Source organism: Streptomyces sp. WMMC940 (assembly GCF_027460265.1).
Lineage (GTDB): Bacteria > Actinomycetota > Actinomycetes > Streptomycetales > Streptomycetaceae > Streptomyces.
The window spans coordinates 4,308,292-4,332,843 of record NZ_JAPZBC010000001.1 but is presented as its reverse complement, the minus strand read 5'-3'; the positions used below and the strand labels follow the sequence as shown (position 1 = coordinate 4,332,843).

At 70.8% G+C, this 24,552-nt stretch carries 18 protein-coding genes; 9 read left to right on the top strand and 9 right to left on the bottom strand.

From position 1 onward, the window contains the following. Positions 1 to 55 precede the first annotated feature (55 nt). Both O7595_RS19100 and O7595_RS19095 read right to left on the bottom strand, forming a co-directional pair. Complete coding sequence (locus tag O7595_RS19100; RefSeq protein WP_269729866.1) at positions 56 to 1,171, bottom strand: ADP-ribosylglycohydrolase family protein; 1,116 nt, start codon at positions 1,169 to 1,171, stop codon at positions 56 to 58. Between the two features lie 214 nt (positions 1,172 to 1,385). Beyond that, complete coding sequence (locus O7595_RS19095) at positions 1,386 to 3,995, bottom strand: bifunctional FO biosynthesis protein CofGH (RefSeq protein WP_269729865.1); 2,610 nt, start codon at positions 3,993 to 3,995, stop codon at positions 1,386 to 1,388. 364 nt (positions 3,996 to 4,359) lie between these two features. Between O7595_RS19095 and O7595_RS19090 the strand changes: the two genes are divergently transcribed. From O7595_RS19090 to O7595_RS19070, 6 genes are all read left to right on the top strand, one after another. Continuing rightward, positions 4,360 to 4,944 carry an SseB family protein gene (locus tag O7595_RS19090; RefSeq protein WP_269729864.1) on the top strand — a complete coding sequence of 195 codons (585 nt, stop codon included), beginning with the start codon at positions 4,360 to 4,362 and terminating at the stop codon, positions 4,942 to 4,944. After that, positions 4,925 to 5,572, top strand: coding sequence for a hypothetical protein (locus O7595_RS19085; protein WP_269729863.1), 648 nt, complete (start codon positions 4,925 to 4,927; stop codon positions 5,570 to 5,572). Before O7595_RS19090 ends, O7595_RS19085 begins: the two co-directional genes overlap by 20 nt. Next, complete coding sequence (locus tag O7595_RS19080; protein WP_269729862.1) at positions 5,572 to 10,263, top strand: putative T7SS-secreted protein; 4,692 nt, start codon at positions 5,572 to 5,574, stop codon at positions 10,261 to 10,263. The genes O7595_RS19085 and O7595_RS19080 overlap by 1 nt, the downstream gene beginning before the upstream one ends. Beyond that, positions 10,208 to 10,747 carry an Imm50 family immunity protein gene (locus tag O7595_RS19075; protein ID WP_269729861.1) on the top strand — a complete coding sequence of 180 codons (540 nt, stop codon included), beginning with the start codon at positions 10,208 to 10,210 and terminating at the stop codon, positions 10,745 to 10,747. Before O7595_RS19080 ends, O7595_RS19075 begins: the two co-directional genes overlap by 56 nt. Beyond that, on the top strand, positions 10,644 to 11,138 hold the full coding sequence (locus O7595_RS33905) for an Imm50 family immunity protein (RefSeq protein WP_443071658.1): 495 nt from the start codon (positions 10,644 to 10,646) through the stop codon (positions 11,136 to 11,138). The genes O7595_RS19075 and O7595_RS33905 overlap by 104 nt, the downstream gene beginning before the upstream one ends. 156 nt (positions 11,139 to 11,294) lie before the next feature. Then, positions 11,295 to 12,533: an IS256 family transposase gene (locus O7595_RS19070; protein WP_269729860.1), complete on the top strand. Its 1,239-nt coding sequence runs from the start codon at positions 11,295 to 11,297 to the stop codon at positions 12,531 to 12,533. A gap of 315 nt (positions 12,534 to 12,848) precedes the next feature. On the opposite strand, the gene O7595_RS19065 is transcribed toward O7595_RS19070, so the two are convergent. From O7595_RS19065 to O7595_RS19055, 3 genes are read right to left on the bottom strand one after another with little or no spacing between them, the layout of a single operon-like run. After that, the gene (locus O7595_RS19065; RefSeq protein ID WP_269729859.1) at positions 12,849 to 13,247 is read right to left on the bottom strand and encodes a hypothetical protein; all 399 of its coding nucleotides are present in this window, start codon (positions 13,245 to 13,247) and stop codon (positions 12,849 to 12,851) included. Next, positions 13,244 to 13,528, bottom strand: a complete 285-nt coding sequence (locus O7595_RS19060) for a hypothetical protein (RefSeq protein ID WP_269729858.1) — start codon at positions 13,526 to 13,528, stop codon at positions 13,244 to 13,246. Before O7595_RS19060 ends, O7595_RS19065 begins: the two co-directional genes overlap by 4 nt. A gap of 41 nt (positions 13,529 to 13,569) precedes the next feature. Next, positions 13,570 to 14,400 (bottom strand): LLM class F420-dependent oxidoreductase, encoded by an 831-nt coding sequence (locus tag O7595_RS19055; protein ID WP_269729857.1) that lies wholly within the window; start codon positions 14,398 to 14,400, stop codon positions 13,570 to 13,572. A gap of 254 nt (positions 14,401 to 14,654) precedes the next feature. Here O7595_RS19055 and O7595_RS19050 point away from each other — a divergent pair, with 254 nt between their 5' ends. Next, on the top strand, positions 14,655 to 16,178 hold the full coding sequence (locus O7595_RS19050; RefSeq protein ID WP_269729856.1) for a CehA/McbA family metallohydrolase: 1,524 nt from the start codon (positions 14,655 to 14,657) through the stop codon (positions 16,176 to 16,178). Positions 16,179 to 16,235: 57 nt separating this feature from the next. Here the strand turns inward: O7595_RS19050 and O7595_RS19045 are convergent, their stop codons facing one another. Continuing rightward, entirely contained in the window at positions 16,236 to 17,099 is an 864-nt protein-coding gene (locus O7595_RS19045) for an SDR family NAD(P)-dependent oxidoreductase (RefSeq protein ID WP_269729855.1), read from the bottom strand. A 106-nt stretch (positions 17,100 to 17,205) separates the two neighbouring features. On the opposite strand from O7595_RS19045, the gene O7595_RS19040 reads away from it, so the two are divergent. Both O7595_RS19040 and O7595_RS19035 read left to right on the top strand, forming a co-directional pair. After that, positions 17,206 to 17,667 (top strand): MarR family winged helix-turn-helix transcriptional regulator, encoded by a 462-nt coding sequence (locus O7595_RS19040; protein ID WP_269729854.1) that lies wholly within the window; start codon positions 17,206 to 17,208, stop codon positions 17,665 to 17,667. A 333-nt stretch (positions 17,668 to 18,000) separates the two neighbouring features. Then, positions 18,001 to 19,017, top strand: a complete 1,017-nt coding sequence (locus O7595_RS19035) for an alpha/beta fold hydrolase (protein WP_269729853.1) — start codon at positions 18,001 to 18,003, stop codon at positions 19,015 to 19,017. Positions 19,018 to 19,186: 169 nt separating this feature from the next. On the opposite strand, the gene O7595_RS19030 is transcribed toward O7595_RS19035, so the two are convergent. The 3 genes from O7595_RS19030 to O7595_RS19020 all read right to left on the bottom strand — a co-directional run bounded on the left by O7595_RS19030 (position 19,187) and on the right by O7595_RS19020 (position 24,346). Beyond that, a complete protein-coding gene (locus tag O7595_RS19030) occupies positions 19,187 to 20,746 on the bottom strand; it encodes an APC family permease (protein WP_269729852.1) in 1,560 nt (519 codons plus the stop codon). A 232-nt stretch (positions 20,747 to 20,978) separates the two neighbouring features. Continuing rightward, the gene (locus O7595_RS19025) at positions 20,979 to 22,466 is read right to left on the bottom strand and encodes an aldehyde dehydrogenase family protein (RefSeq protein ID WP_269732538.1); all 1,488 of its coding nucleotides are present in this window, start codon (positions 22,464 to 22,466) and stop codon (positions 20,979 to 20,981) included. Between the two features lie 140 nt (positions 22,467 to 22,606). Continuing rightward, on the bottom strand, positions 22,607 to 24,346 hold the full coding sequence (locus tag O7595_RS19020) for an N-acyl-D-amino-acid deacylase family protein (protein ID WP_269729851.1): 1,740 nt from the start codon (positions 24,344 to 24,346) through the stop codon (positions 22,607 to 22,609). Between the last annotated feature and the right edge of the window lie 206 nt (positions 24,347 to 24,552).

The following is a 24,552-nucleotide window of genomic DNA, read 5'->3' as shown; positions in this document are numbered from 1 at the left end:
GCCCGGAGGCCGACCGCCCTCGACCGTCGTGCGAGCAGGCCGGGGCCGGCCGCACTCAGCCGCGCGGGTAGCGCTGGAGCCAGCCGGGGGCGGAGGCGGCGGGACCGTGGAGCGCCGGGCCCTGCGTCATCTCCATGGCGAAGTCGTCGGCGAGTTCGAGGACCGTGGAGCGGCCCTCGATCTCGGACAGCCAGGCGGGCGGCAGGGCCGTCTCTCCGTGCAGCGCGCCGAGCAGGGCGCCGCAGAGAGTGCCGGTGGTGTGGGAGGGACCGTCGTGGTTGACGGCGAGACGGAGCCCGTGGCGGACGTCCTCGCTGACGAGGGTGCAGTAGACGGCTACGGCGAGAGCGTCCTCGGCGTTCTCGGGGTCACCGAGCGCGTCGATGCGGGCGGCACTCGGAATGCCCTGGCGTACGGCGCCCAGGGCCTGCTTGAGCGCGTCGCTCACGGGCTGGTGCCCTGGCCTGGGCGTGAGCAGGGACAGCGCCCGCTGGACGGACCCGTCGACGGTCTCGCCCCGGGCCAGCCCGTGGACGATCACTGCGAAGGCGCCGGCCGAGAGGTACGCGGTGGGGTGGCCGTGGGTCTGCGCCGCGCACTCCACGGCCAGCTGGCAGACCAGCTGCGGCTCCCAGCCCACGAGCAGCCCGAAGGGAGCGGAGCGGACGAGCGCACCGGCGTCGCGGGCGGTGGGGTTCTTGGGCTTGTCGACGGTGCCGAGCACCTCGTCCGCGAGACCGGTGAGACAGGCGGGGGTCGGGTCGCGGCGGGTGTAGAGCCATTCCTCACGGGCGAGCCAGCCGTTGTCCTTGCGACGCTCGTCGGGCCCCCAGTCGCGCTGGGTTGCCGCCCAGCGCAGATGGGCGCGGTGGACGTCGGTCGGCGGGTGCCAGGCGCCGGTGTCGCGGCGGACCTGGGCGCGTATGAGGCCGTCGACGGTGAAGAGGGTCAACTGGGTGGCGGCGGTGACCGCGCCGCGGCGGCCGTAGGCGGGAACGAGATCGGTGACCCCGTCCGGACCGTGGGCGGCGCGTATCTCGTCCAGGGACAGCGCGGCGACCCCGGCGCCCAGAGCGTCGCCGATGGCCCCGCCCAGCAGGCAGCCGCGCACCCGGGCGCGGAAGTCCTGCTGCTCGGCACGTCCCCAGACGGCTGCGGCTGGTGTGGTCACGCGGCTCCCTACCTTCTCGTGCGCAGCACTGTAATCGACCGCGAGAGATCGCTTCATGGGGCGGAATCCAGCCGGAACGGACTCTGAAGCGGAATGCCACGGTCAGCTTCGGGCCGGTTCCGATCGCGCCCGAGACGCGGCACGCGACGACTTCCGCGGTGCTCTTCCAGGACGCCCTTCCGGGACGGGACCGGGAAGCCCCGACCGGGGCTCCTCAGCCCTGTTCCAGTACCGGCAGCAGCTCCGGGAGGTGGCCGTCGGAGTCCGCCGCGGCGCGTTGCCGCTCCGCGGGGACCTCGCCGTACAGCGTCGTGCGGGGCCTCGACGGGCGTCCGGCGGCGTCGGCGATGGCAATCAGGTCGCGGACGGAGCGGTACGAGCCGTAACTCGACCCGGCCATCCGGGAGATGGTCTCCTCCATCAGCGTGCCGCCGAGGTCGTTCGCGCCGGAGCGCAGCATCTCCGCGGCGCCTTCCGCGCCGAGCTTCACCCAGCTGGTCTGGATGTTCGGGATGTGCGGGTGGAGCAGCAGCCGGGCCATCGCCGTGACGGCGCGGTTGTCGCGGGTCGTGGGCCCGGGCCGGGCGATGCCGGCCAGGTAGACGGGTGCGTTGGTGTGGATGAAGGGCAGCGTCACGAACTCGGTGAACCCGCCCGTCTGCTGCTGGATGCGGGACAGGGTGCGGAAGTGGCCCAGCCAGTGCCGGGGCTGGTCGACGTGCCCGTACATCATCGTCGACGACGAGCGGATGCCCAGTTCGTGTGCGGTGGTGACGACCTCGATCCAGGTGGCGGTCGGCAGCTTGCCCTTCGTCAGTACCCAGCGCACCTCGTCGTCGAGGATCTCCGCGGCCGTCCCCGGGATGGAGTCCAGTCCCGCCTCCTTGGCTGCGGTCAGCCATTCGCGGATCGACATGCCGGTGCGCGTCGCGCCGTTCACGACCTCCATGGGGGAGAACGCGTGCACATGCATGCCGGGAACGCGCTGCTTCACGGCCCGGGCGATGTCGAAGTACGCGGTGCCGGGCAGGTCGGGGTGGATACCGCCCTGCATGCACACCTCCACCGCGCCGACGTCCCAGGCCTGCTGGGCGCGGTCGGCGACCTGGTCCAGCGACAGGGTGTACGCGTCGGCGTCCGTGCGGCGCTGGGCGAAGGCGCAGAAGCGGCAACCGGTGTAGCAGACGTTGGTGAAGTTGATGTTGCGGGTGACGATGTACGTGACGTCGTCGCCGACGACGTCACGGCGCAGGTCGTCGGCGATCGAGCACAGCGCGTCCAGCGCGGGCCCGTCGGCGTGCAGCAGCGCGAGGGCCTCGTCGTCGGTGAGCTTCGCCGGATCGTCCGCCGCCGTGGCCAGCGCGTGCCGTACGTCGGTGTCGATGCGCGACGGCACCATGCCGGGCGCCGCCGCCTCGCGCAGGGCGCCCCAGTCCCCGTACACCTCGTCGAAGTCGTCCCGGCGGTCCGAGGTCCGGCCGTCGGTGTCGATGGTGCGGTGCAGATCGGTCCGTCCGCTCGCGACGAAGCCCTCGTCCGGCTCCTGCCAGGGAAGGCCGGCGGGCAGCGCGGCCTCGTCCGCGAGGCCGGTCGAGGGGTCGGCGAGGGCCCGCACGTGCGGGAGCAGCCGGGGGTCCAGCCAGGGCTCGCCGCGCCGGACGAACTCCGGGTACACGGCGAGACGTTCGCGCAGCCGGAATCCGGCGGCCGCGGACCGCTCGGCGAGCGTGTCGATCTGGGGCCACGGCCGCTCGGGGTTGACGTGGTCGGGCGTCAGCGGCGACACACCGCCCCAGTCGTCGATGCCGGCGGCGATGAGGCGTCCGTACTCCTCGTCCACGAGGTTCGGCGGTGCCTGGAGACAGCCGGAGGGGCCCATGATGTGCCGGGCGACGGCGATGGTGGCGACGAGGTCGTCCAGTTCGGCGTCCGGCATGCCGCGCATCGCCGTGTCGGGCTTGGCGCGGAAGTTCTGGACGATCAGCTCCTGGATGCCGTGATAGGCGCGGGAGACCCGGCGCAGCGCGAACAACGACTCCGCGCGCTCCTCGTACGTCTCACCGATCCCGATCAGCAGCCCGCTGGTGAACGGGACGGAGCTGCGCCCGGCGTCCTCCAGCACCCGCAGCCGCACCGCCGGCTCCTTGTCGGGCGATCCGTGGTGCGGACCGCCGGGTTCGGACCAGAGGCGGGTGGCGGTGGTCTCCAGCATCATGCCCATGGAGGGGGCGACGGGCTTGAGCCGCTGGAAGTCCGTCCAGGTCATCACGCCCGGGTTGAGGTGGGGCAGGAGCCCGGTCTCCTCCAGGATGCGGATCGCCATGGCCCGTACGTAGGCGATGGTGTCGTCGTACCCCTCCGCCTCCAGCCACTCGCGCGCCTCCGGCCAGCGGTCCTCCGGCTTGTCGCCGAGGGTGATGAGGGCTTCCTTGCAGCCCAGTTCGGCACCGCGTCGCGCGATGTCCAGCACCTCGTCGGGCGACATGAACATCCCCTGACCGGCGCGGCGGAGCTTGCCGGGGACGGTGGCGAAGGTGCAGTAGTGGCACTTGTCCCGGCACAGCCTCGTGAGCGGGATGAACACGCTCTTCGAGTACGTGATGACCCCGGGGCGCCCCGCCGCCTCCAGCCCGGCGTCCCGCACCCGCGCCGCGGACGCGCACAGGTCCTCCAGGTCCGCGCCGCGCGCCTGCAGCAGCACGGCGGCCTCGCCGATGTCGAGCGCGACACCGTCCCGGGCCCGCTTGAGAGCACGGCGCATCGCGTTGGCGGTCGGACGACCCGCCTGGTCTCCGACCCGGTCTCCGGCCTGGTGATCCGTCATGCAGCGAGCATACGAGCGCGAGCGGAAAACGGGACGGGGGGTGGGGGCGTATGCGCCGAAAAGGGTCGGTGGTGAGGGGCGGGGGGCGCGCCCGAAGGGAGTGCGCGCGGGGGCGGACGTACCACCCGGCGAGGAACAGCGCACGGAGCCCACGGCTCCCGACCCCGACCCCGACCCCGACCCCGACCCCGACCCCGACCCCGCACCAGCGTCCGCACCCACACACGCACACGCACACGCGTCCACCTCCGCTTCCGCGTCCGCGTCCGCGTCCGCACGAGGGAGCCCCACACACCCGAATCGCCCCGCTCTGAGCGGGAATTACGCGTTGCAGTCGGGAACGAGCCCATGGCAGCATTCCCCCGTGAGTCAGAACGGGGACGACGCCACAAACGGCACCACAAAGCCCGATCGGGCCTCCAAACTGGCCGAGTTGGCCAGTTGGACGGCGCCCGAACCTTCGAGCGGCGCCACCGGCGACCGCACAGCGCCCGAATTATCCGCAGAAACACCGTATTCGACCACCACGGGCACCATAGCCGGTGCGGCGGCGGACAGCGAACTGGAATCCGCTCGCCGGGAGTTTGCGCGATTGCTCGGGGAATTCCGACGCACCGCCGTACTCGTCCCGTTCGACGAGCACGACAGCCTGTGGACCGCCGACCAGAACGGCGTCCGCTGGATCTGCGCGTTCTCCAACGAGGAGGCCCTGGCGCGCTTCGCCCTGGCGCGGGGAGAGACACGCCGCGAGTGGAAGTACCGGACGGTGCTCGGCGCCCGTCTGCTGGACGCGATGGTGCCCGTGCTGCCCGGGCCGGGCGGCGTGGCCCTGGACGCGGGCAGTGCCGACGGCATGTTGTTCCCACCGGTCAGGGGCATCGTGCCCGAAGCGGTGGCAGTGGATCTCGGGGAGACGGGGGAAGGAAGCGATGAGCGGGCAGAATCCTGATCTCAAGGCGCCGCCGGCGGCGCTCGCGGCCATCGTGAAGGGCATCGACCTCGCCCATTCCGAACTCAAGGACCTCGGCATGATCGGCGAGGCGACCGCGGGGCGCGGCTTCTCGGAACTCTCCCTGTCGGGAGTGGAACTCGGCCACGGCGGTCTCGCCGACGAGTTCGGGACCTTCTGCGACCGCTGGGAGTGGGGCGTCCGGGCGCTGACGCTGAAGGGGAACGGGTTCGCGCAGGCCGTGGGCCTGTCGGCCGGGTCGTTCGCCGAGCAGGAGCAGTACGTCAAGGACTCCATCAAGATCGGCGTGAACTCGCTGAACGGCAACCCGCACCTCAGCGAGGACGAGGTCAAGGGCAAGAGCTGGGAAGAGATCAGCACCCAGTCCGCCACCGACGACCCCGACTGGAGCGCCGAGTCGTTCTCCGAGGCACACCAGGAGGTCAAGCAGACCTGGAAGAACACCGGCTACGACGTGATGGACGCGCAGATGGACGCCTTCGAGCGGCAGGGGCTGATCGACCCCGGACTGCGTGAGGCGACGGACGCCCGGCTGCGCGAGACGCTCGATCCGTCCCAGGAGACGGTCGCGCAGGCCGAGGAGCCGCGTTGGGGGGAGCGCCGCTGATGGTGGATCTGGGCGATCTGGGCAAGGCCCTCGACAGAGGCATCGACGTCGTCGACAGCGGCATCGACAAGGCCAAGGAGAAGGTCGGCGAGGGAGTCGACTGGACGACCGACCGGATCGGCGAGGGCCTGCAGAAGGTCGGCGCGGACGACTGGGCGGACAGCGTCGAGGACTGGGGCGACGAGGCCGCCTCCTCGCTCGGCGCGGACGTGGGTGAGCAGCAGCTGGGACAGACCGAGGAGGCCAACGAGCTCATCCACGGCAACCCGGAGGCGATCGCCTCGACGGTGAAGAACCTCCGCGACTTCCAGAAGGCGTTCGACCTCGTCGGCGCCGGGATGAAGAAGCTCGACCCGGCCCACTGGAAGGGCGAGGCGGCGGACACCTTCCGCAAGAAGTTCGAGACGCTGCCGACTGACTGGCTGCACGCCGCCGATGCCTTCGAGGCCGCGGCCAAGGCGCTGGAGACATACTCCAAGGCTGTCGTCGGCGCCCAGGGCAAGGCCCGGGAGGCCATCGCCCTCCACAAGGAGGGCGACGCGGACTCCAGGACGGCGGCCGACGCGTACAACAAGAAGGTCGACGCCTACAACGCCGCCCGCAACAGCGACAGTCCCCCGCCCAGGCCCGGACCGTTCACCGACCCCGGCAAGGCCAAGCGGCAGCGGGCGCAGGAGATCCTGAAGGAGGCCCGCCGGCACCGCAACGAGGCCGCGGACACCGCGAAGACGGCTGTCACGGCGGCCATGGCCCATGCCCCGAAGGAGCCCACGGGCCGCGACAAGGTCAAGCTGGAGCTGGCGGACTACGGTCTGGCCCAGGGCGTGGAGATGACCCATCTGACCGGTGGTGTCGTCAAGGGGGCGGCCGGCCTCGTCAACTTCGTCCGTTCGGTCAACCCGCTCGATGCGTACAACCTGACGCACCCGGCCGAGTACTACAAGGGTCTCAACATGACCCTCGCCGGGCTCGTCTCCACCGCCGCGAACCCCGACCGTGCGCTGAAGAACGCCTGGGAGGCGGCGAAGGGCGACCCGGCCGAGTTCCTGGGGCGCCTCATCCCGGAGATCGTCGGCAGCAAGGGCGCAGGGCTCGTCCGCGGCGGCATCAGGGCCGGGACGAAGGGCGTTCCCGACAGCCCGTCGAAGGTCCGCGACGGGCACACCAAGGATCCCGACGGCAAGGGCAAGCAGTGCAGTGAGACCAAGTGCGACGGGGACCCGGTCGACATCGCGAGCGGCCGCGTGCTGCTGCCGCAGACGGACATCGCCCTCCCCGGCTCGCTGCCGCTGGTGTTCCGGCGCACCTTCGACTCCTCGTACCGGGCGGGACGCTGGTTCGGCCCGACCTGGTCCAGCACCGTGGACCAGCGCCTGGAGATCGACTCCGAGGGCGTCGTCCTCGCCTGCGACGAAGGCAGTCTGCTCGCCTATCCGCATCCCGCGCCGGGCGTTCCCGTGCTGCCCACGCACGGCAGGCGCTGGCCCCTGGACCGTACGGACGACGGCTACACGGTCACCGACCCCGACACCGGCCGGGTGTGGCACTTCACCGACCACACCGACGAACTGGCGCTCCTGGACCGGATCGACGACCGCAACGGCCGCTGGATCAGCTTCGACCACGACGAGTCCGGCGCACCGACGTCGATCGTGCACCACGGCGGCTACCACCTGAAGCTCACCACGGACGAGGGCAGGGTCACCGCCCTGCACCTCGCGGGGGCGGCCGCCGACGGATCGGACCAGGAGCTCCTCCGGTACGGCTACACGGACGGCCATCTGACCGAGGTCGTCAACTCCACCGGTCTCCCGGTGCGGTTCGGGTACGACGACCTCGGCCGCATGACGTCGTGGACCGACACCAACGGCAGTCACTACGACTACGTCTACGACGGCCTCGACCGGTGCGTCCATCAGTCCGGCACGAACGGCCACGTCGAATCCCACTTCACCTGGGACGACACGGACCCGGACACCGGGCTGCGCATGACCTCGATGACCGACGGCCTCGGCCACACCAAACGCCACCTGGTCAACGAGCGGCAGCAGGTCGTCGCCGAGATCGACGCGAACGGCCGCGTCACGCGCTTCGAGTACGACCCCTTCAACCGGCTCCTCGCCACCGCCGACCCGCTCGGCCACGTCACGAGCACCACGTACGACGAGGCCGGCCGCCCGGTGACCGTACGCCGCCCGGACGGCCGCGAACTGTCGGTCGAGTACGACGGCCTGGGCCTGCCGGTGCGCGTCCGGGGCGCCGACGGGACGGTGGTGCGCCGGACCTACGACGAACGCGGCAACCGCACCTCCGCCACCGACGCCGCCGGCGCGACGACGCACTTCACGTACGACGGAGCCGGTCACCCGACGTCGGTCACGGACGCCCTGGGGCACACCACGCGCGTGCGCTGCGACAGGGCCGGGCTTCCACTGGAGATCACCGACCCGCTGGGCGCGACCACACGCTGCGAACGGGACCGGTTCGGACGGCCGGTCGCGATCACCGACCCGCTGGGCGCGGTGACACGACTGGAATGGACGGTCGAGGGCAGGCTCGCGCGGCGAGTCGAGGCGGACGGCGGCGTGCAGTCCTGGACGTACGACGGCGAGGGCAACTGCACCTCCCACACCGACGCCATGGGCGGTGTCACCACCTTCGAGTACACGGACTTCGACCTCCTCGTGGCACGGACGGGACCGGACGGGGTGCGGTACGAGTTCGCCCACGACTCCAATCTGCGTCTGACCCGGGTGACCAACCCGCAGGGCCTGACCTGGGACTACGAATACGACCCCGCCGGCCTGCTGAAGTCCGAGACCGACTTCGACGACCGGACCCTCGCATACGAGTACGACGCCGCCGGCCGCCTCGCGTCCCGCAGCAACGGCCTCGGCCAGCGCGTGCGGTTCACACGCAACGCGCTCGGCCAGATCGTCCGCAAGGACGCCGAGGGATCCGTCACCACGTACGAGTACGACATCTTCGACGAACTCGCCGTGGCGACGGGCCCGGACGCGACGCTGACCCGGCTGCGCGACCGCTACGGGCGGTTGAGGTCGGAGTCGGTGGACGGCCGCGAGACGACGTTCGCGTACGACACCCTGGGCAGGCGGACCGGACGGACGACGCCGGGCGGCGCGGCCAGCTCCTGGTCGTACGACGCGGCCGGGCACCGCGCGGAGCTGACGACCTCGGGACGGACGATCGGCTTCGACCGTGACGCGGCCGGCCAGGAACTGGCCCGCCGCATCGGCGGGACGGTCACGCTCCACCACGTCTTCGACCCGATGGGCCGGCTCACGGACCAGCACGTCATGGGCGCGAGCGGCAGCCTCCAGCGACGCGGCTACTCCTACCGCGCGGACGGCCACCTCGTCGGCGTCGACGACCGGCTCTCCGGAACGAGGACGTTCGACCTGGACGCCGACGGACGCGTCACCGCCGTCCACGCCGCGAACTGGACCGAGCGCTACGCCTATGACGCGGCGGGCAACCAGACCGACGCGTCCTGGCCCGCCACGCATCCGGGCCACGAGGCCACCGGCCCCCGCGCCTACACGGGCACCCGCATCACCCGCGCCGGCAACGTCCGCTACGAGCACGACGCCCAGGGCCGGGTCGTACTGCGCCAGAAGACCCGCCTGTCACGCAAGCCGGACACCTGGCGCTACGTATGGGACGCCGAGGACCGGCTCACATCGGTCACCACACCGGACGGCACGGTGTGGCGCTACCGCTACGACGCGCTGGGCCGCCGCATCGCGAAGCAGCGCCTGGGCGACGACGGCGTCACGGTGGTCGAACAGGTGTCGTTCACCTGGGACGGCGCGACACTGTGCGAGCAGACCACGGAGTCCGTGGACCTGCCCCACCCGGTGGCGCTGACCTGGGACCACGACGGCCTCCACCCGCTCGCCCAGACGGAACGCATCCTCCCGGCGGGCACGTCGCGGACATCGCAGGCGTCGCGGACATCGCAGGCGTCGCGGGCCTCGCAGGAGGCGATCGACGAGCGCTTCTTCGCCATCGTCACGGACCTGGTGGGAACGCCGAGCGAACTCATCGACGAGTCCGGCGAACTGGCGTGGCACACGCGCAGCACGCTGTGGGGCACGACGACATGGGCGCGGTCGAGCACGGCGTACACGCCGCTGCGGTTTCCGGGGCAGTACTTCGACCCGGAGACGGGGCTGCACTACAACTACTTCCGGTACTACGATCCTGAGACGGCGCGGTACACATCACTAGACCCGCTTGGGTTGAGGCCGGCGCCACACCCTTCGCGATACGTAAACAATCCACACCTGTGGGCAGACCCGCTCGGCCTCACCCCGTGCCCGAATGCAAGCCTCGCCGAAAGGAAGGCGGACGCATTGCGGGATGCAGGAGTGCCCGAGGGACAGGAGCCTTTCGACTCAACCGACTATGCCATGGCTCGGAAGCCTGAGTGGCAGGGCGGAGGAGCAGAACTCGACGAGGCGGGACGCCCTATCTTCTACCGCGAGGAATGGTACGAGACCCTTGATGGGAATATAGTCGTTTTCCAGGATCACTGGTTCGGCCACAGGAAGCCGGGAGAGGAGGGATATCAGCCCCCACATCTTCATGTGCGACCCTACGATGATACGCGCAATGGACAGATACCAGGCTGCGAGGAGCACTACTATTACGATCCGAAACTGGGCTGACCTCGTTCGTAATTCAGCGGACTTGCAGAGCCTCTACACAGATACGCCCTCACTGACAGACCTGACCGTCAGATCAATCCACCTGAACCACTTCGGGCCATGCCTCACGCTTCGGATCGACCTACCGGTTTTCCCTCAGAATCCGCCACCCGAATGGGTCGACGCCGGACTCGACCAGTTTCAATGCCACCTGGAGTTCATCGCCATCGAAAACCTCGAACTGAAGGGATGGATTCCCCATGGCCACGCGAGCCTTGAGCTTCACATGCACAATCACAACAAAATCCTTGCGCGCATGGAGTCGGATGGCTTCCATCTTTCCTTCGTAGCGACTGACTCGATCCTGGTGGGGCACATGAGCGCTTATAGGGCGCTCCCGAATGGATCCGACGGCGGGCCTCACCAGTTCGTCAGAAAACTCGACACAAAGAAGTATGACGCGATCCCACCGGTCCACGAGAAGACCTTTTATGAACACATCTGACTGGATTCAATTCCTCTCGAACCCTGAGGACCTGGAGGATATCTACACTAAGGTGCCCGCCCTGAGCGATTGCTTCCTATTTTATTTTCACATCGACGAACGCAACGGGGTTACCTTGGGATTCGACACTCGATCAATCCCCGACAGGCCCCGACCCGAGTGGGTGCGGAAGAATTTTAACGCTTTCGAGTTCTTCGTCACATTCAGTCAGGTAAGGGAACTATCCATCTCTGGCTGGAATTCTATTACCAATAGATCAGTGACACTCGCTCGGTCAACTCGCGATGGGATCTCGGTGCGCATCGAGAACTCCAGCGAGTCAATTTCACTTGAAGCGGAATCTGCCTCCGTATGCCACTCCAGGGTTTACCTGGCCGCGGCGAGCGAATAGAGAGGTGCCGACAGCCCCGACGGTTGCGTCCAGGGAAGTGGTGTACGGACTCCCACCTGATCCGGGTGTTTGGCCCGGCGTCGGAGTGAGGGTCCGGATATGAGAACGGCCACCGGCTGATCTTCGAGTTGTCGAAGCTCGAAGGAGATCAGCACGATGACCGCATCCGACAGTCTGCCCCTGCACGCTCTCGCCGAGGAGAATCTCGCCGCGGCGAGTCCCGATCTGCTGCGCGCGATGATCAAAACGTTCGCCGACGCGCTCATGTCTGCGGAGGCCGACGCGCTCTGCAACGCCGAATACGGGCAGGTCAGCGACGTGAGGGTCAACCACCGCAACGGCTATCGCCCGCGCGAGTGGGACACCCGCGCCGGGACCGTCGAGCTCGCCGTCCCCAAGCTGCGGCAGGGCAGCTACTTCCCGCACTGGCTGCTGGAACGGCGCCGCCGGGCCGAGCAGGCCCTGATCTCGGTGGTCGCCACCGCCTACCTGCTCGGTGTCTCCACTCGCCGAGTGGAGAAGCTCGCCGAGTCCCTCGGGGTGACGCAGCTGTCGAAGTCCCAGGTCAGTGCGATGGCCAAGCACCTGGACGAGCAGGTCACCGCCTTCCGTAACCGTCCCCTGGACGCCGGCCCGTACTCGTTCGTCTGGGTCGACGCGCTCACGCAGAAGGTCCGCGAGGGCGGCCGCATCGTCAACGTGCATGCACTGATCGCGGTCGGCGTCAACGCTGACGGCCACCGCGAGATCCTCGGCCTGGACGTCGCCACCGCCGAGGACGGCGCCGGCTGGCTCGCCTTCCTGCGTTCCCTGATCGCCCGTGGCCTGTCCGGCGTCCAGCTCGTCATCTCCGACGCCCACGCCGGCCTCGTCGACGCCATCGGTGCCGTTCTGCCCGGCGCCTCGTGGCAGCGCTGCCGCACCCACTACGCGAGGAACTTGCTGAGCCAGGTCCCGAAGTCGGCCCAGCCCTGGGTGGCCACGCTGCTGCGGACGGTCTTCGAACAGCCCGACACCGACGCGGTCCAATCACAGATGCGGCACGTCCTGGACGCACTCGAGGCCAAGTTCCCCAAGGCTGCAGCCCACTTGGACGCCGCGCAGCACGACTTGCTCGCCTTCACCGCCTTCCCGAGGGAGATCTGGCGGCAGATCTGGTCGAACAACCCGCAGGAGCGGCTGAACAAGGAGATCCGCCGCCGCACCGACGTGGTCGGCATCTTCCCCGACCGCACCGCCGTCATCCGGCTCGTCGGGGCGGTCCTGGCCGAGCAGAACGACGAGTGGACCGAAGCCCGCCGCTACATGGGCCGCGAACTCCTCGCCAAGGCCCGACTCCACCCGATCGAGTCAGAAACCGACGACACCGTCCTGCCCACCGAACTCACCGCATAGCCTCAAATACGAGATCACCGAGTGGCCGTCGATACACCACTCCAGCGGACGTGACCGCCCCGACTTCATGAGGGGGCGTCGAGAGCGTCACGTTGCGAAACGGCGGGTGGTCAAGCAATAGGGATTGGAGCTGAAAATGTAGTCACTGCCGCGAGGTTTGGGGCCGTCAGATGGACATGCTGCCGACAGGGATCTTGTTGCCAGCGTGACGGTTGAACTACGACATGGCGGGGCTCGTCCACTAAGGCGGGAGCGAGGATGCCGTGCGACGTATGACGTATGCCTGGCGCACTCGTGCAGCCCCAACGGGTTCCTTCAGTGAAAGCCCAGCATCCCCGGTGAGTCGATGTCCACGGAGACGATGCCGGGCGGATAGCGGTCCTCGCGAGCGGTCAGCAGGATGGACATTCCGGTGAACTGGGGGCGGGGGGAGGCGCAGTAGAGGGCGTGGCAGGTGTCAGGGCCGCCGAAGCCGTCGCGGACGAGAGTGCCGACGGTGACTGCGGCCACTGTGTCAAGCGCGTCCACCATGACGGAGGAGAAGGCCAGTGCCGCACGCCCGGCGTCCGCGCTGTCCGCCTCTGCCTGAGCCAGGCACAGGGCCGGTACCCACAAGGCGTCACCGGGGGTCCTTGCCATGTTGGCTGCGAGCTGATTGAGAGATTTGTGCCCCTCGGCCAATGCCAGGACAGCCGTGGCGTCAAGAATGATCACGCTGCGGTGCCCCGTGCCGCTCGAACCTTTTCCGCCGCAATCTTGTAAATGTTGCCGAGAATGTCGGGGGCATGCTCGAACTCGTCGTCACTCATGTCCGTCCCCATGTTCCGGCGTGCGGCATCGCGGTCGGCGTGGAGCCGCTCGGCGGTCTGCGCCTGGGTCGGCTCACGTTCCGCGAGCTGCTGGACGAGCTGCCCGAGGGTGAGGCCACGTTCGGCCGCGAGCGCCGCAAGATGGTCGCGGGTCTCACGGGACACCTGAATCGTCGTTGACGCCATAGCGTCACTATAGCGCGATGATGGTTGAGGATACTGACTTCTCACACGTACTTCCCGTACTCCTCCAGCACCCGCAGCACCTCCCCCTCCCCCGCCGGGGGCAGCTGCAGGACGACCTCCTCGCAGCCCAGTTCCGCGTAGCGCGCGAGCTTGCCCGCCGAGGGGAGGACCGCGTACGGGACGATCTGGAGGGCCTTCGGGTCGCGGCCCGCCGCGGACCAGGTCTCCCGCAGAACCGGCAGCGACTCCGTGAGGCCCCGGCCGCCGATGGGGAGCCAGCCGTCGGCGTAGTCGGCGATGTGGGAGAAGAGTTTCGGGCCGGCCGCGCCTCCGACCAGGGTGCGGGGCGCGGGGCCGTTCGCCGGCTTGGGGTAGGCCCAGGAGGCGCGGACGGAGCCGAAGTCGCCCTCGTAGGCGGTCGGTTCCGCGGCCCACAGGGCGCGCATCAGGTGCATGCGGTCGCGGCTGAGGTCACGTCGCGTCGACCACTCCACGCCGTGGTCCGCCGCCTCCTCCCTGTTCCAGCCGAAGCCGACGCCGAGCGTGAAGCGACCGCCGCTGAGGTGGTCGAGGGTCGCGATCTGCTTGGCGAGGGCGATGGGGTCGTGCTGGGCGAGGAGCGTGATGCCCGTGCCGAGGCCGAGGGTGGTGGTGACCGCCGCGGCCTGGCCGAGGGCGACGAAGGAGTCGAGGGTGCGGCCGTACTCGGGCGGCAGGTCGCCGCCCGCCGGGTACGGGGAGGTCCGTTCGACCGGGATGTGGGTGTGCTCGGGCAGGTACAGACCGGCGAAGCCGCGTTCCTCCAGTTCCCGCGCCAGCCGCGGCGGGGTGATCGTCTCGTCCGTCAGGAAGATCGTGGTCGAGATCCGCACAGCGGCTCCTCCGCCCTCGTCGGCTGTCGTGGTGGCCGGGGCCCAAGCTACGCGCTGCGGCGCGAGTTTCCGAGGGCCCGGGACCGGACGGGGGACGGCGCGCGTCCCCCCGCGTGCGGGAGGGCGGAGCGCCATGTCCCGGTCATCGGTCGCCCCCCGCCCCTTGCCGAGCCGTTCACGGCCGGGTACGAGGTTGAGGACACCAGGCACGAGACCACTCCTGTCCCTCTCACCACCCCCGGGGAGCCGACGGCATGGGCAACGAGGACGACGCGGACCTCAGCAGACGCGGACTGTTCGTGACGGGAGCCGCCGCCGCGCTTACGTTGGGCGGTGTGAGCTTCGCCGAGGCAGCGGGCACCGCGGCCGGACAGACCACCGAAGTCGTGCGCGGCACCCTGCCGCCCGGCTCCCCCGACTTCGTGTACCTGCCCGTCGAGGTCCCGCGCGGGGTCGCGGAGATCAGGGTGTCGTACACGTACGAAAGGCCGCAGGTCCCGGCCGGCACACAGGGCAACGCCCTCGACATCGGCATCTTCGACGAGCGCGGCACCGCGCTCGGCGGCGATGGCTTCCGCGGCTGGTCGGGCGGGGCGCGCAGCGAGTTCTTCATCCGGGGCGACGAGGCGACGCCCGGCTACGTCCCCGGGCCGGTCCGGGCGGGCACATGGCACATCGCGCTCGGCCCGTACACGATCGCGCCGCAGGGCCTCGCCTACACCGTGGCCGTCACGCTCGCGTTCGGCGGGCCGGCGCCGACGCCGAAGCCCGTGTACCCACCGGAGCGGGCGAAGGGCCGGGGCCGGGCCTGGTACCGGGGCGACTGCCATCTGCACTCGTGGTACTCGGACGGCCGCCGCACCCCCGACGAGATCGCGGCCCTCGCCCGCGCCGCCGGGCTGGACTTCGTCAACAGCAGCGAGCACAACACGCACGCGGGGCACGGGGCGTGGGCGGACGCCGCCGGGGACGACCTGCTGGTGCTCCTCGGGGAGGAGGTCACCACCCGCAACGGCCACGTCGTGGCCCTCGGCACCGACCCGGGCACCTTCGTCGACTGGCGCTACCGGGCCAGGGACAACCGTTTCGGCCACTACGCCCGTGCGATCCGCCGCGCCGGCGGCCTCGTCGTGCCCGCCCATCCGCACGCCACCTGCATCGGCTGCAACTGGAAGTTCGGCTTCGGCGAGGCGGACGCGGTGGAGGTGTGGAACGGCCCCTACACCCCGGACGACGACGTGTCCCTCGCTCACTGGGACAGCACCCTCGTGGCCGCCGTCCGCTCGGGCGGCCGCTGGACCCCGGCGATGGGCAGCAGCGACGCGCACCGGGACCCGGACGTGGTGGGCACCCCGCAGACCGTCGTCCTCGCCGACGACCTGGCGCGCGAGGCGATCCTGGAGGGTCTGCGCGCGGGCCGCTCGTACGTCGCCGAGTCGTCGGCCGTGTCGCTGTCGTTCGCCGCGCACGGGGGCCGGGGCCGGCGCGCGGGCATCGGCGAGCGGCTCCGGGTCGGCGCCGACGACCCGGTGACGGTCCGTCTGGAGGTCACCGGCGCCCCGGGCCGCACCGCCCGGATCGTGACCGACCAGGGGGTGCTGCACACGGCGACGCTCCCGGTGGAGGGCACGGGCACGGTGGAGTGGCGTACGACGGCGGCGTACGCGGCGTACGTCCGCGCGGAGGTGCGCCACCCGGCGCTCGTGCCGATCCCGGGCTTCCCCGGGCCGCTGGCCGCGTTCACGAACCCGGTGTTCCTGGGGCGCCACCAGGGGTAGGCCGGCGTGAGAGGCCGAGCCGGGCGGCCCGCCCGGCTCGGCCCGTCGCCGGGACCGTCACGCCACCCAGCCGCCCGTGGTGGCCAGCACCGCGGAACCGTCCAGGTCGTTCAGCTTCATACCGGTGAATTCGCGTGCCCAGTCGGAGGTCTGGAGGCGGAACGCGGGACGGTCCGCCGTCAGTGCCTCCAGTACGGCCACGGCGGCCTCGTCCTGGGTCTGGGCGCCGGTCAGGAACTGGGCGACGGTGCGGTTGACATAGGCGTCGAGGGCGGGGGCGTAGGGGCCGGCCGCCGCGATCTCGGCCTCCAGGTCGAGGCCGACGTTGTTGACGAACTCGGTCGCCACGGCGCCCGGTTCGACGACGGACACGCTCACGCCGACGGACGCGGCGACCGGCGCAAGGCTCTCCATGTAGCCCTCGACGGCGAACTTCGCTGCGCAGTATGCCTCGTTGAAGGGCTGGCCGACGACTCCGCCCACGCTGGTGACGGTGATCAGTCGGCCGCCGGTGGCGCGCAGATGGGGGAAGGCGGCCTTGGAGACATTGAGGACGCCGAAGAAGTTGACCTCCATGACCTTGCGGACGTCGGCGACGGTCTGGTTCTCCAGGGTGCCGAGCTGTCCGGCGCCCGCGTTGTTGATCACGGCGTCGAGCCGGCCGTGGTCGGCGATCACTCCTTCGACGGCGGCGGTGACGGAGGCCTCGTCAACGACGTCCAGCTGCCGGATGTCGAGCTCGACCCCGGCCTCGGCGGCGGCCTTGCGGAGCGCGTCGGCGCGGCCCGGGTCGCGGAGGGTGGCGACCGTGCGCCAGCCGGCCCTGGCCGCTGCGACCGCCGCGGCCAGACCGATGCCGGAGGAGGTGCCGGTGATGAGGGCGACCTTGGGAGTGGTGGAGGGGGTAGTGGAGGAGGACATGAGGGTTCCTTCGGAAGTGGAGGGGAAGCACACCAGGGAAATTCGTGTGTGTGCACACACCTTAAACATTGTGTGTGCACACACGCAAGCCGGTATGATCGGACGCATGGCGACCAGGAAACTCACCCCGGCCGAGATGTCCGAGGCCGACCACGCCTTCTACGGCCTGGTCTGGGCCGGGACCGTGCTCACGGAGCGCGTCGACCGCGCCCTGTCCAAGGCCCACGACCTGCCCGTCTCCTGGTTCGAGGTGATGCTCTGGCTCGCAAGCAGCGACGAGCCCGTCGCCGCCTCCGTACTCGGCAACAGCACCATGCTGAGCCGCAGCCAGGTCTCCCGCGTCCTCGACGCGCTGCAGGCCCGCGGGCTGGTCTCCCGTACGCCGTCGGCCAGGGACGCCCGTTCGGTGGAGGTGGCGCTCACCGCCGAGGGGCGCCGGGTGTTCGAGGAGGCCGACGCGACCCGGCGCGCGTGCCTGGCACCGGTCTTCACCGACGTCCTGGACCAGCGGGACATGGCGGCCCTGGGCGCGGTCTGGCGCAAACTGAAGGCGCACAAGGACGCCTGACGGCGAAGGCCACGGGCGCCGGGGAGCGGGGACCGGCCGCACGGGAGCCGGGCACGGCCGCCGGGAACGGGGCCGCGGGGGCAGGGCCGCACAGAACCGCGCCGCAGGAACCCGGCCACACGGGAGCCAGCACACGGGAGCCGGGGCATACGAACCGGGCCGCACGGGAGCCGGGCACGGCCTCCAGGGGCCGGGCCGCCGGCGAGTACCCCGCCTCGGTGCCGCACGTGCGAGGAGCGCCGCCGGGCGGTATGCCTGAGGCGTACCCATGATCTGCGCGCGGGCCGCCGTCCGGCTACCCCGCCGGGGCCCGAGGGCACTCCAGGAGGCCGGATGTCGCACCCCGTCAGCTCTTCCGCCGCGCCCGGGCAGCCGCCGCGGCACCGCCTGGTGAACACCCCGGGTGGACGCATCCATCTGGTGGAACAGGGCTCGGGACCCCTGGTCCTGATGGTCCACGGATTCCCCGAGTCCTGGTACTCGTGGCGCCACCAGCTCCCGGTGATCGCCGCCGCGGGCTATCACGCGGTCGCGATCGACGTCCGCGGCTACGGGCGGTCCTCGAAGCCGGTCGACCCGGACGCGTACGGGATGCTGGCGCACGTCGCCGACAACGTCGCGGTGGTGAAGGCCCTCGGCGCGGAGTCCGCGGTGATCGTGGGGCACGACTGGGGCTCGCCCATCGCGGCGAACACCGCCCTGCTGCGACCGGATCTCTTCACGGCCGTGGCGCTGCTCAGCGTGCCCTACGCGCCGCGGGGCGGTGGGCTGCCTCCCACGGAGGCGCTGGCACTGCTCGGCGGGGCGGAGGAGTTCTACATCCAGTACTTCCAGACTCCCGGCAGGGCGGAGGCCGAGATCGAGCCGGACGTCAGGTCCTGGCTGGCCGGGTTCTACGCCGGCGCCTCGGGCGAGGTGCAGCCCTCCACCGACGGCCCGCGCTTCTCCGTCCCGCCGGGGGGCAGGCTCTCCGACCGGTTCCCGACCGGCCCGCTGCCCTCCTGGCTGGCCGAGGACGATCTGGACTTCTACGCGGGCGAGTTCGAGCGCGGCGGCCTGACCGGCCCGCTCAACCGCTATCGCAACATCGACCGGGACTGGGTGGATCTCGCGGCCTGGGACGGGGCGCCGATCACCCAGCCGTCCCTGTTCATCGGCGGGGAGCGCGACGGGCCCACCCTGTGGATGGCGGACGCCATCAAGGCCTACCCGACCACGCTGCCCCGCCTGGTGTCCTCACACATCCTGGAGGGCTGCGGTCACTGGGTCCAGCAGGAACGGGCGGACGAGGTCGGCACGCTGCTGGTCGACTGGCTGCGATCCCTGCCGGGCGGCCCCGGGCAGCCCTGAGAAGGGCGCCGAGCACGGGAAGGGCGCCGAGCACCGGAAGGGCCCGGCCCCGGCCCCCGGAGAGCGCCGGGGACGCGGGCCGGCCCTTCGGGGGCATACCGTCCGGGCCGGGGAGACTCCAGGACCACCGGCGACCCGGTCCGGGGTCCCGGCCACGGACCACCGCGACTCAGTCCGGGATCACCAGGGACGGGGTGTCCTTCGTCAGGATCTCTCCGCGGAAGAACGCCGGGCTGCGCCGCTGCATCACCAGCATGATCACTCCGCCGAGCAGCAGCAGACCGACGCCGATCACGAAGACCGAACCGACGCCGAAGACCGCGGAGCCGGACCCGTAGGCCGGGTCCCACATGTCGTAGAGCGTCTTGCCGAAGACCGCCGAGAGCAGCACACCGCCCAGGACGGGGAAGAGGCCCTTGAAGGCGAAGTCGCGGCCGGAGCGGAAGAGTTCTGCGCGGAAGTACCAGACGCAGGCGAAGGCGGTCAGCGCGTAGTAGAAGCAGATCATGAGGCCGAGCGCGTAGATCGTGTCCACCAGGACGTGCTCGCTGACGAGCGTCATCACCGTGTAGAACGCGCCGGTGGCGACGCCCGCGACGACCGTGGCGCGGCCGGGGACCTTGAAGCGCGGGTGGACCTTGGAGAAGGACTCGGGCAGCGCCTCGTACGAGGACATGGCGAGCACGGTGCGGGCGACCGGAATGAACGTCGTCTGGAGGCTGGCCGCGGCCGAGGCGAGCACGGCGACGAAGAGCGCGACGCCGAGGAGCGGGCCCATGACGGGGCCGGCGAGCGCGGCGAAGACGTTGTCGGAGGTGTCCGGGTTGGCGAGGCCGAGGCCCTTGTCGCCCGAACCGACGGCCATCTGGGCGGCGACCCCGGTGGCGAGGTAGGAGCCGACGAGGACGACCATCGCGATGAGGGCGGCGCGGCCGGGGGTCCGGTCGGAGCCGGTGGTCTCCTCGTTGGTCGACAGGCAGGCGTCCCAGCCCCAGTACATGAAGATCGACAGCGACAGGCCGGCGGTGAAGGCCGCGAAGGACTGGACCGCGAAGGGGTTCATCCAGGACCAGGAGAAGTCGATGCCGGTGTCGAACGCGCCGCTGCCGGCCTTCTGGAGGGCCATCGCGACGAACACGGCGAGGACGACGAGCTGGAGTCCGACCAGGCTGTACTGCACGCGCTTGGTGGCGGTCATGCCGCGGTAGCTGATGGCGGTGGCGACGGCGATGAGGACGAGGCAGGTGAGGATGTGGACGGCCTTGTTGCCGTCGAGGGCGGCGACCGACCCGCTGCCCGTGATCTCTCCGGCCAGCAGCCAGAAGTACGAGGTCGCGACGCCGGCGAGGTTGGAGAGCACGATGATCGTGGCGATCACCAGGCCCCAGCCGCACATCCAGCCGACGCGCGGGCCGAAGGCCTTCACCGTCCAGGTGAAGGAGGTGCCGGAGTCCGGCATCACCCGGTTCAGCTCGCGGTAGGCGAAGGCGACGAGCAGCATCGGCAGGAAGCCGGCCAGGAACACGGCGGGCATCTGCAGCCCGACCTCGCCGGCCGTGGAGCCGAGCGTCGAGGTCAGGCAGTACACGGGGGCGACCGTCGAGATTCCGATGACGGCACTGCCGAGGAGGCCGACGGAGTTCTTCTCCAGCCCCTTGGCCCGGACGCCCCCTTCGGAGCGTCCCCCTACCGTGTCTCCGACCTGGGGCCGCGTCTCCAGCTGAGTCATGAGGAGGACGTTAAGTGCTGCGGTTCCCGTATCCGGAGGCATCAACTTCGGAGACAGGGCCTTTACATCCATCAATCCATGCACCATTTGCCATAACTTTGAAGATCCACAAGCCCAATCTCGCTGCATTCACAGGCAACGAGCGAAGTGTTCCGGATTGCGAAAACCGCAGCCGTGTCCGTTTTGTGCCGGTTGCAAAATTTCCCGTGAACTTCGTCGCCCGGCTGGCGGCTCACCCACCGGGCCACACGATCGCCTGCAGCTCGCTGTAGGCGTGGAGCGCGTACGAGCCCACGTCCCGCCCCACCCCGCTCTTCTTGAAGCCGCCGAACGGGGCCTCCATGTTCCGGCCGACGGTGTTGACGCCGACGCCGCCGGCCCGCAGCCGCCGCGCCACCCGGAACGCCCGGGCGACGTCGCCCGACCAGACGTAGTCGATCAGTCCGTAGTCGCTGTCGTTGGCCAGCGCCACGCCCTCCTCCTCGTCGCCGAAGGGCACCACGACCACCACCGGGCCGAAGATCTCCTCCCGGACGACACGCATTCCGCTGCCGCAGTCGGCCAGCAGCGCCGGCGCCACATAGAAGCCGCGCGCCGCATCGGGGCGCTCCCCGCCCACGACCAGACGCGCGCCCTCCTTCCTCCCCAGCTCGACGTACGACTCGACCCGCTCCCGGTGGGCGGCGGAGATCACCGGGCCGACCACCGTGTCCCGCTCCGCCGGGTCGCCGACCTTCAGCCGCCCGGCGAAGGCGCCCAGCCGCTCGACCAGCCGCTCGTACACCCCGCGCTGGGCGAGCACCCGGGTCGGCGCGGTGCAGATCTGGCCGCTGTAGAAGGCGAACGTCGTACCGATGCCCAGGACCGCGGAGTCGAGGTCGGCGTCGTCGAAGACGAGCGCGGCGCCCTTGCCGCCCAGCTCCAGCAGCTGCCGTTTCATGCTCCGCCCGCACACTTCGCCGATGCGCTGCCCGACGGCCGTGGAACCGGTGAAGCTGACCATGTCGACGTCGGGCGAGTCCACGGCCGCCTCCCCTGCCTCCGTACGGGAACCGCTCACCACGTTGACCACCCCCGGCGGGACGCCGGCCTCCGCCAGCGCCTCGGCCATCCGGTACACCGACAGCGGATCCTGCGGGGCCGGCTTCACCACGACGGTGTTGCCCATCGCGAGTGCCGGGGCGACCTTGCCCGCCGGGTTCGCCCACGGGTTGTTGTACGAGGTGATGCAGGTGACCACGCCGACCGGGCGACGCGCGGCGAGCGCGCCGAGGACACCCGCCCGCCCCATCGGCCCGGCCTCGTTGACCTGCGGCGGCAGGCCCTGCTCGACCGGCTCCAGCGCACCCCTCGCGTACCGGCGGAACCGGGACAAGCCGACCGCGACCTGCATGCCCCGCGCGGTGCCCGTGGTGGCGCCCGTCTCGGCGCGGGCCAGCTCCGCGTACGCGTCGAACTCGCGCTGGATGACGTCCGCGGCCCGGTCCAGGACCGCCGCCCGCTGCTCGGGGGCCGTGCGAGACCACTCCTCGAACGCGTCCCGGGCGGCCGCGGCCGCCTCGTACACCTGGTCGCGGCTCGCCTCGGGTGCGAGGCCTACGACCTCCTCGGTGGCCGGGTCGATCACCTCGTAGTGGCCGCGGTCCGGCTCGACCCACTCCCCGCCGATGAAGAGCCGCTGCTCGGGGACCGTCCGCGTAACGGCGGACCGCCCGGTCACCCGGCGCCCGCCGGCCACTTGCCGCCCATCGGCCACCTGGCGCTCTCCGGCCACTCGGCCCTCTCCGGTTACTTGCCGCCCGCCGGCCACCTGGCGCTCTCCGGTTGCCCGGTGCTCCCCGGCCACTTGGCGATCTCTGGTCATTTGGTGCTCACCGTCCTGGTGTCACGGCCCGAGCGCAGCACCCGCCCCGGCACGGCTCCGGTGACCCGGTCCTCGCGGATCGCCTCGACCCCGTTGACGCGCACGGACACGACGCCCAGCGCGCGCGAGTCCAGCCGCGGGCTGCCGCCGGGCAGGTCGTGGACGAGGGTCGCCGGGCCCGCGTCGATCCGCTCCGGGTCGAAGAGGACCAGGTCCGCGTGGTGGCCCTGGACGATCCGGCCGCGTTCGCGCAGCCCGAAGAGCTGCGCCGGGTCGTCGGTGAGCATCTTCACCGCGGCCTCCAGTCCCAGGAGCCCCCGGCCGCGCAGACAGTCGCCGAGGAACCTCGTCGTGTACGGCGCCCCGCACATCCGGTCCAGGTGCGCGCCCGCGTCGGAGCCGCCGAGCAGTACGTCCTCGTGCTGCCAGGTCTCCGCCCGCAGCGCCCAGCTGGCCGGGTCGTTGTCGGTGGGCATCGGCCACAGGACCGTGCGCAGACCGTCGTCGGCGCAGATCTCCACCAGGCACCGGAAGGGGTCCTGGCCCCGCTCGGCGGCGATGTCGCGCACGACGCGCCCGGTGAGGCCCTCGTTCCCGGCGGAGTAGGTGTCGCCGATGACGTACCGCTCGAAGTCGGCGAGCCTGCGGAAGACGCCCGCCTCCCTGGACCCGGCGCGGCGCAGCATCTCCGCGCGGACGTCCGGGTCGCGGAGCTTCGCGATCCGCTCCGGGACGGGCAGACCCAGGATCTCGCCCCAGCCCGGGATGAGGTTGAGGGCGCAGAAGGTGCCCAGCGACATGTTCATGGGGGTGAGGATCGGCATGGTGAGGGCGACGATCCGGCCGCCCGCGCGGCGGGCCCGTTCGCTCGGCACGAGCTGGCGGGGGACGCGTTCGGGTACGGCGGCGTCGACCGTCAGCACGTTCCAGTTGAGCGGCCGGCCCGCGGCGGCGCTCATCTCGACGAGCAGGTCGATCTCCTCCTCCGCGAACCGGTCGAGGCAGCCCGCGACGATCGCCTCGAGCTGGGTGCCCTCGTGCTCGCCGACGGCACGGGAGAGCGCGAGGAGTTCGGCGGGCTCCGCGTGCCGGGAGGCCACGGGGTTGCCGTCACCGTCGGAGTGCGTGGCCGACTGGGTCGTGGACAGCCCCCAGGCACCGGCGTCCATGGCGTCGTGGAGGAGCGTGAGCATCTGCCGGAGTTGCTCCCCGGTGGGCCGACCGCCGATCGCGTCCGGGCCCATGACGTGCCGGCGCAGCGCGCAGTGGCCCACCATGAAGCCGGCGTTGACGGCGATGCGGCCGTCGAGTGCGTCCAGGTACTCGCCGAAGGTGTGCCAGTTCCACGGCGCTCCCTCTTCGAGGGAGACCAGGGACATGCCCTCGACCTTGGACATCATCCGCCGCGTGTAGTCGGCGTCCTCGGGGCGGTCGGGGTTGAGCGGCGCGAGGGTGAACCCGCAGTTGCCGCCGGCGATCGTCGTCACGCCGTGGTTCAGGGACGGGGTGGCGTACGGGTCCCAGAACAGCTGGGCGTCGTAGTGCGTGTGCGGGTCGACGAAGCCGGGCGTGAGGACGAGCCCGGTCGCGTCCTCGGTGGACCGGGCCTCCTCGGTGGTGGTGCCGGGTTCGGCGATGACGGCGACACGGCCGTCGCGGATGCCGACGTCGGCGGTGTAGGCGGGGGCGCCGGTGCCGTCGACGACGGTCGCGCGCGTGATGAGGTGGTCGAGCATGGTCGTCCCTTTCGCGTGCGGGGCGCCGCGCCGGCATCGGGGTACGGGCGTCGGCGCCGTGGGCGTCGGGCGCGGTGCGGTCGGCTGGGGCGGTAGGTCGGTCGGTCGATCGGTCGATCGGTCGATCGGCTCGGGGCGGTGCTCGCGGGGGGCTGCCGGCCGGGTGGGGGGTTGACGGGTGGGGGTGGCCGGGTGACGCGGTGGAC

What these genes read in the sequence shown, in the direction of transcription:
- O7595_RS19095 (WP_269729865.1), bottom strand. Translation starts at nt 3,995, where the DNA reads ATGACGGATCACCAGGCCGGAGACCGGGTCGGAGACCAGGCGGGTCGT.
- O7595_RS19085 (WP_269729863.1), top strand. Translation starts at nt 4,925, where the DNA reads ATGAGCGGGCAGAATCCTGATCTCAAGGCGCCGCCGGCGGCGCTCGCG.
- O7595_RS19080 (WP_269729862.1), top strand. Translation starts at nt 5,572, where the DNA reads ATGGTGGATCTGGGCGATCTGGGCAAGGCCCTCGACAGAGGCATCGAC.
- O7595_RS19075 (WP_269729861.1), top strand. Translation starts at nt 10,208, where the DNA reads ATGGACAGATACCAGGCTGCGAGGAGCACTACTATTACGATCCGAAAC.
- O7595_RS33905 (WP_443071658.1), top strand. Translation starts at nt 10,644, where the DNA reads ATGGATCCGACGGCGGGCCTCACCAGTTCGTCAGAAAACTCGACACAA.
- O7595_RS19070 (WP_269729860.1), top strand. Translation starts at nt 11,295, where the DNA reads ATGACCGCATCCGACAGTCTGCCCCTGCACGCTCTCGCCGAGGAGAAT.
- O7595_RS19060 (WP_269729858.1), bottom strand. Translation starts at nt 13,528, where the DNA reads ATGGCGTCAACGACGATTCAGGTGTCCCGTGAGACCCGCGACCATCTT.
- O7595_RS19050 (WP_269729856.1), top strand. Translation starts at nt 14,655, where the DNA reads ATGGGCAACGAGGACGACGCGGACCTCAGCAGACGCGGACTGTTCGTG.
- O7595_RS19045 (WP_269729855.1), bottom strand. Translation starts at nt 17,099, where the DNA reads ATGTCCTCCTCCACTACCCCCTCCACCACTCCCAAGGTCGCCCTCATC.
- O7595_RS19040 (WP_269729854.1), top strand. Translation starts at nt 17,206, where the DNA reads ATGGCGACCAGGAAACTCACCCCGGCCGAGATGTCCGAGGCCGACCAC.
- O7595_RS19035 (WP_269729853.1), top strand. Translation starts at nt 18,001, where the DNA reads ATGTCGCACCCCGTCAGCTCTTCCGCCGCGCCCGGGCAGCCGCCGCGG.
- O7595_RS19030 (WP_269729852.1), bottom strand. Translation starts at nt 20,746, where the DNA reads ATGACTCAGCTGGAGACGCGGCCCCAGGTCGGAGACACGGTAGGGGGA.
- O7595_RS19020 (WP_269729851.1), bottom strand. Translation starts at nt 24,346, where the DNA reads ATGCTCGACCACCTCATCACGCGCGCGACCGTCGTCGACGGCACCGGC.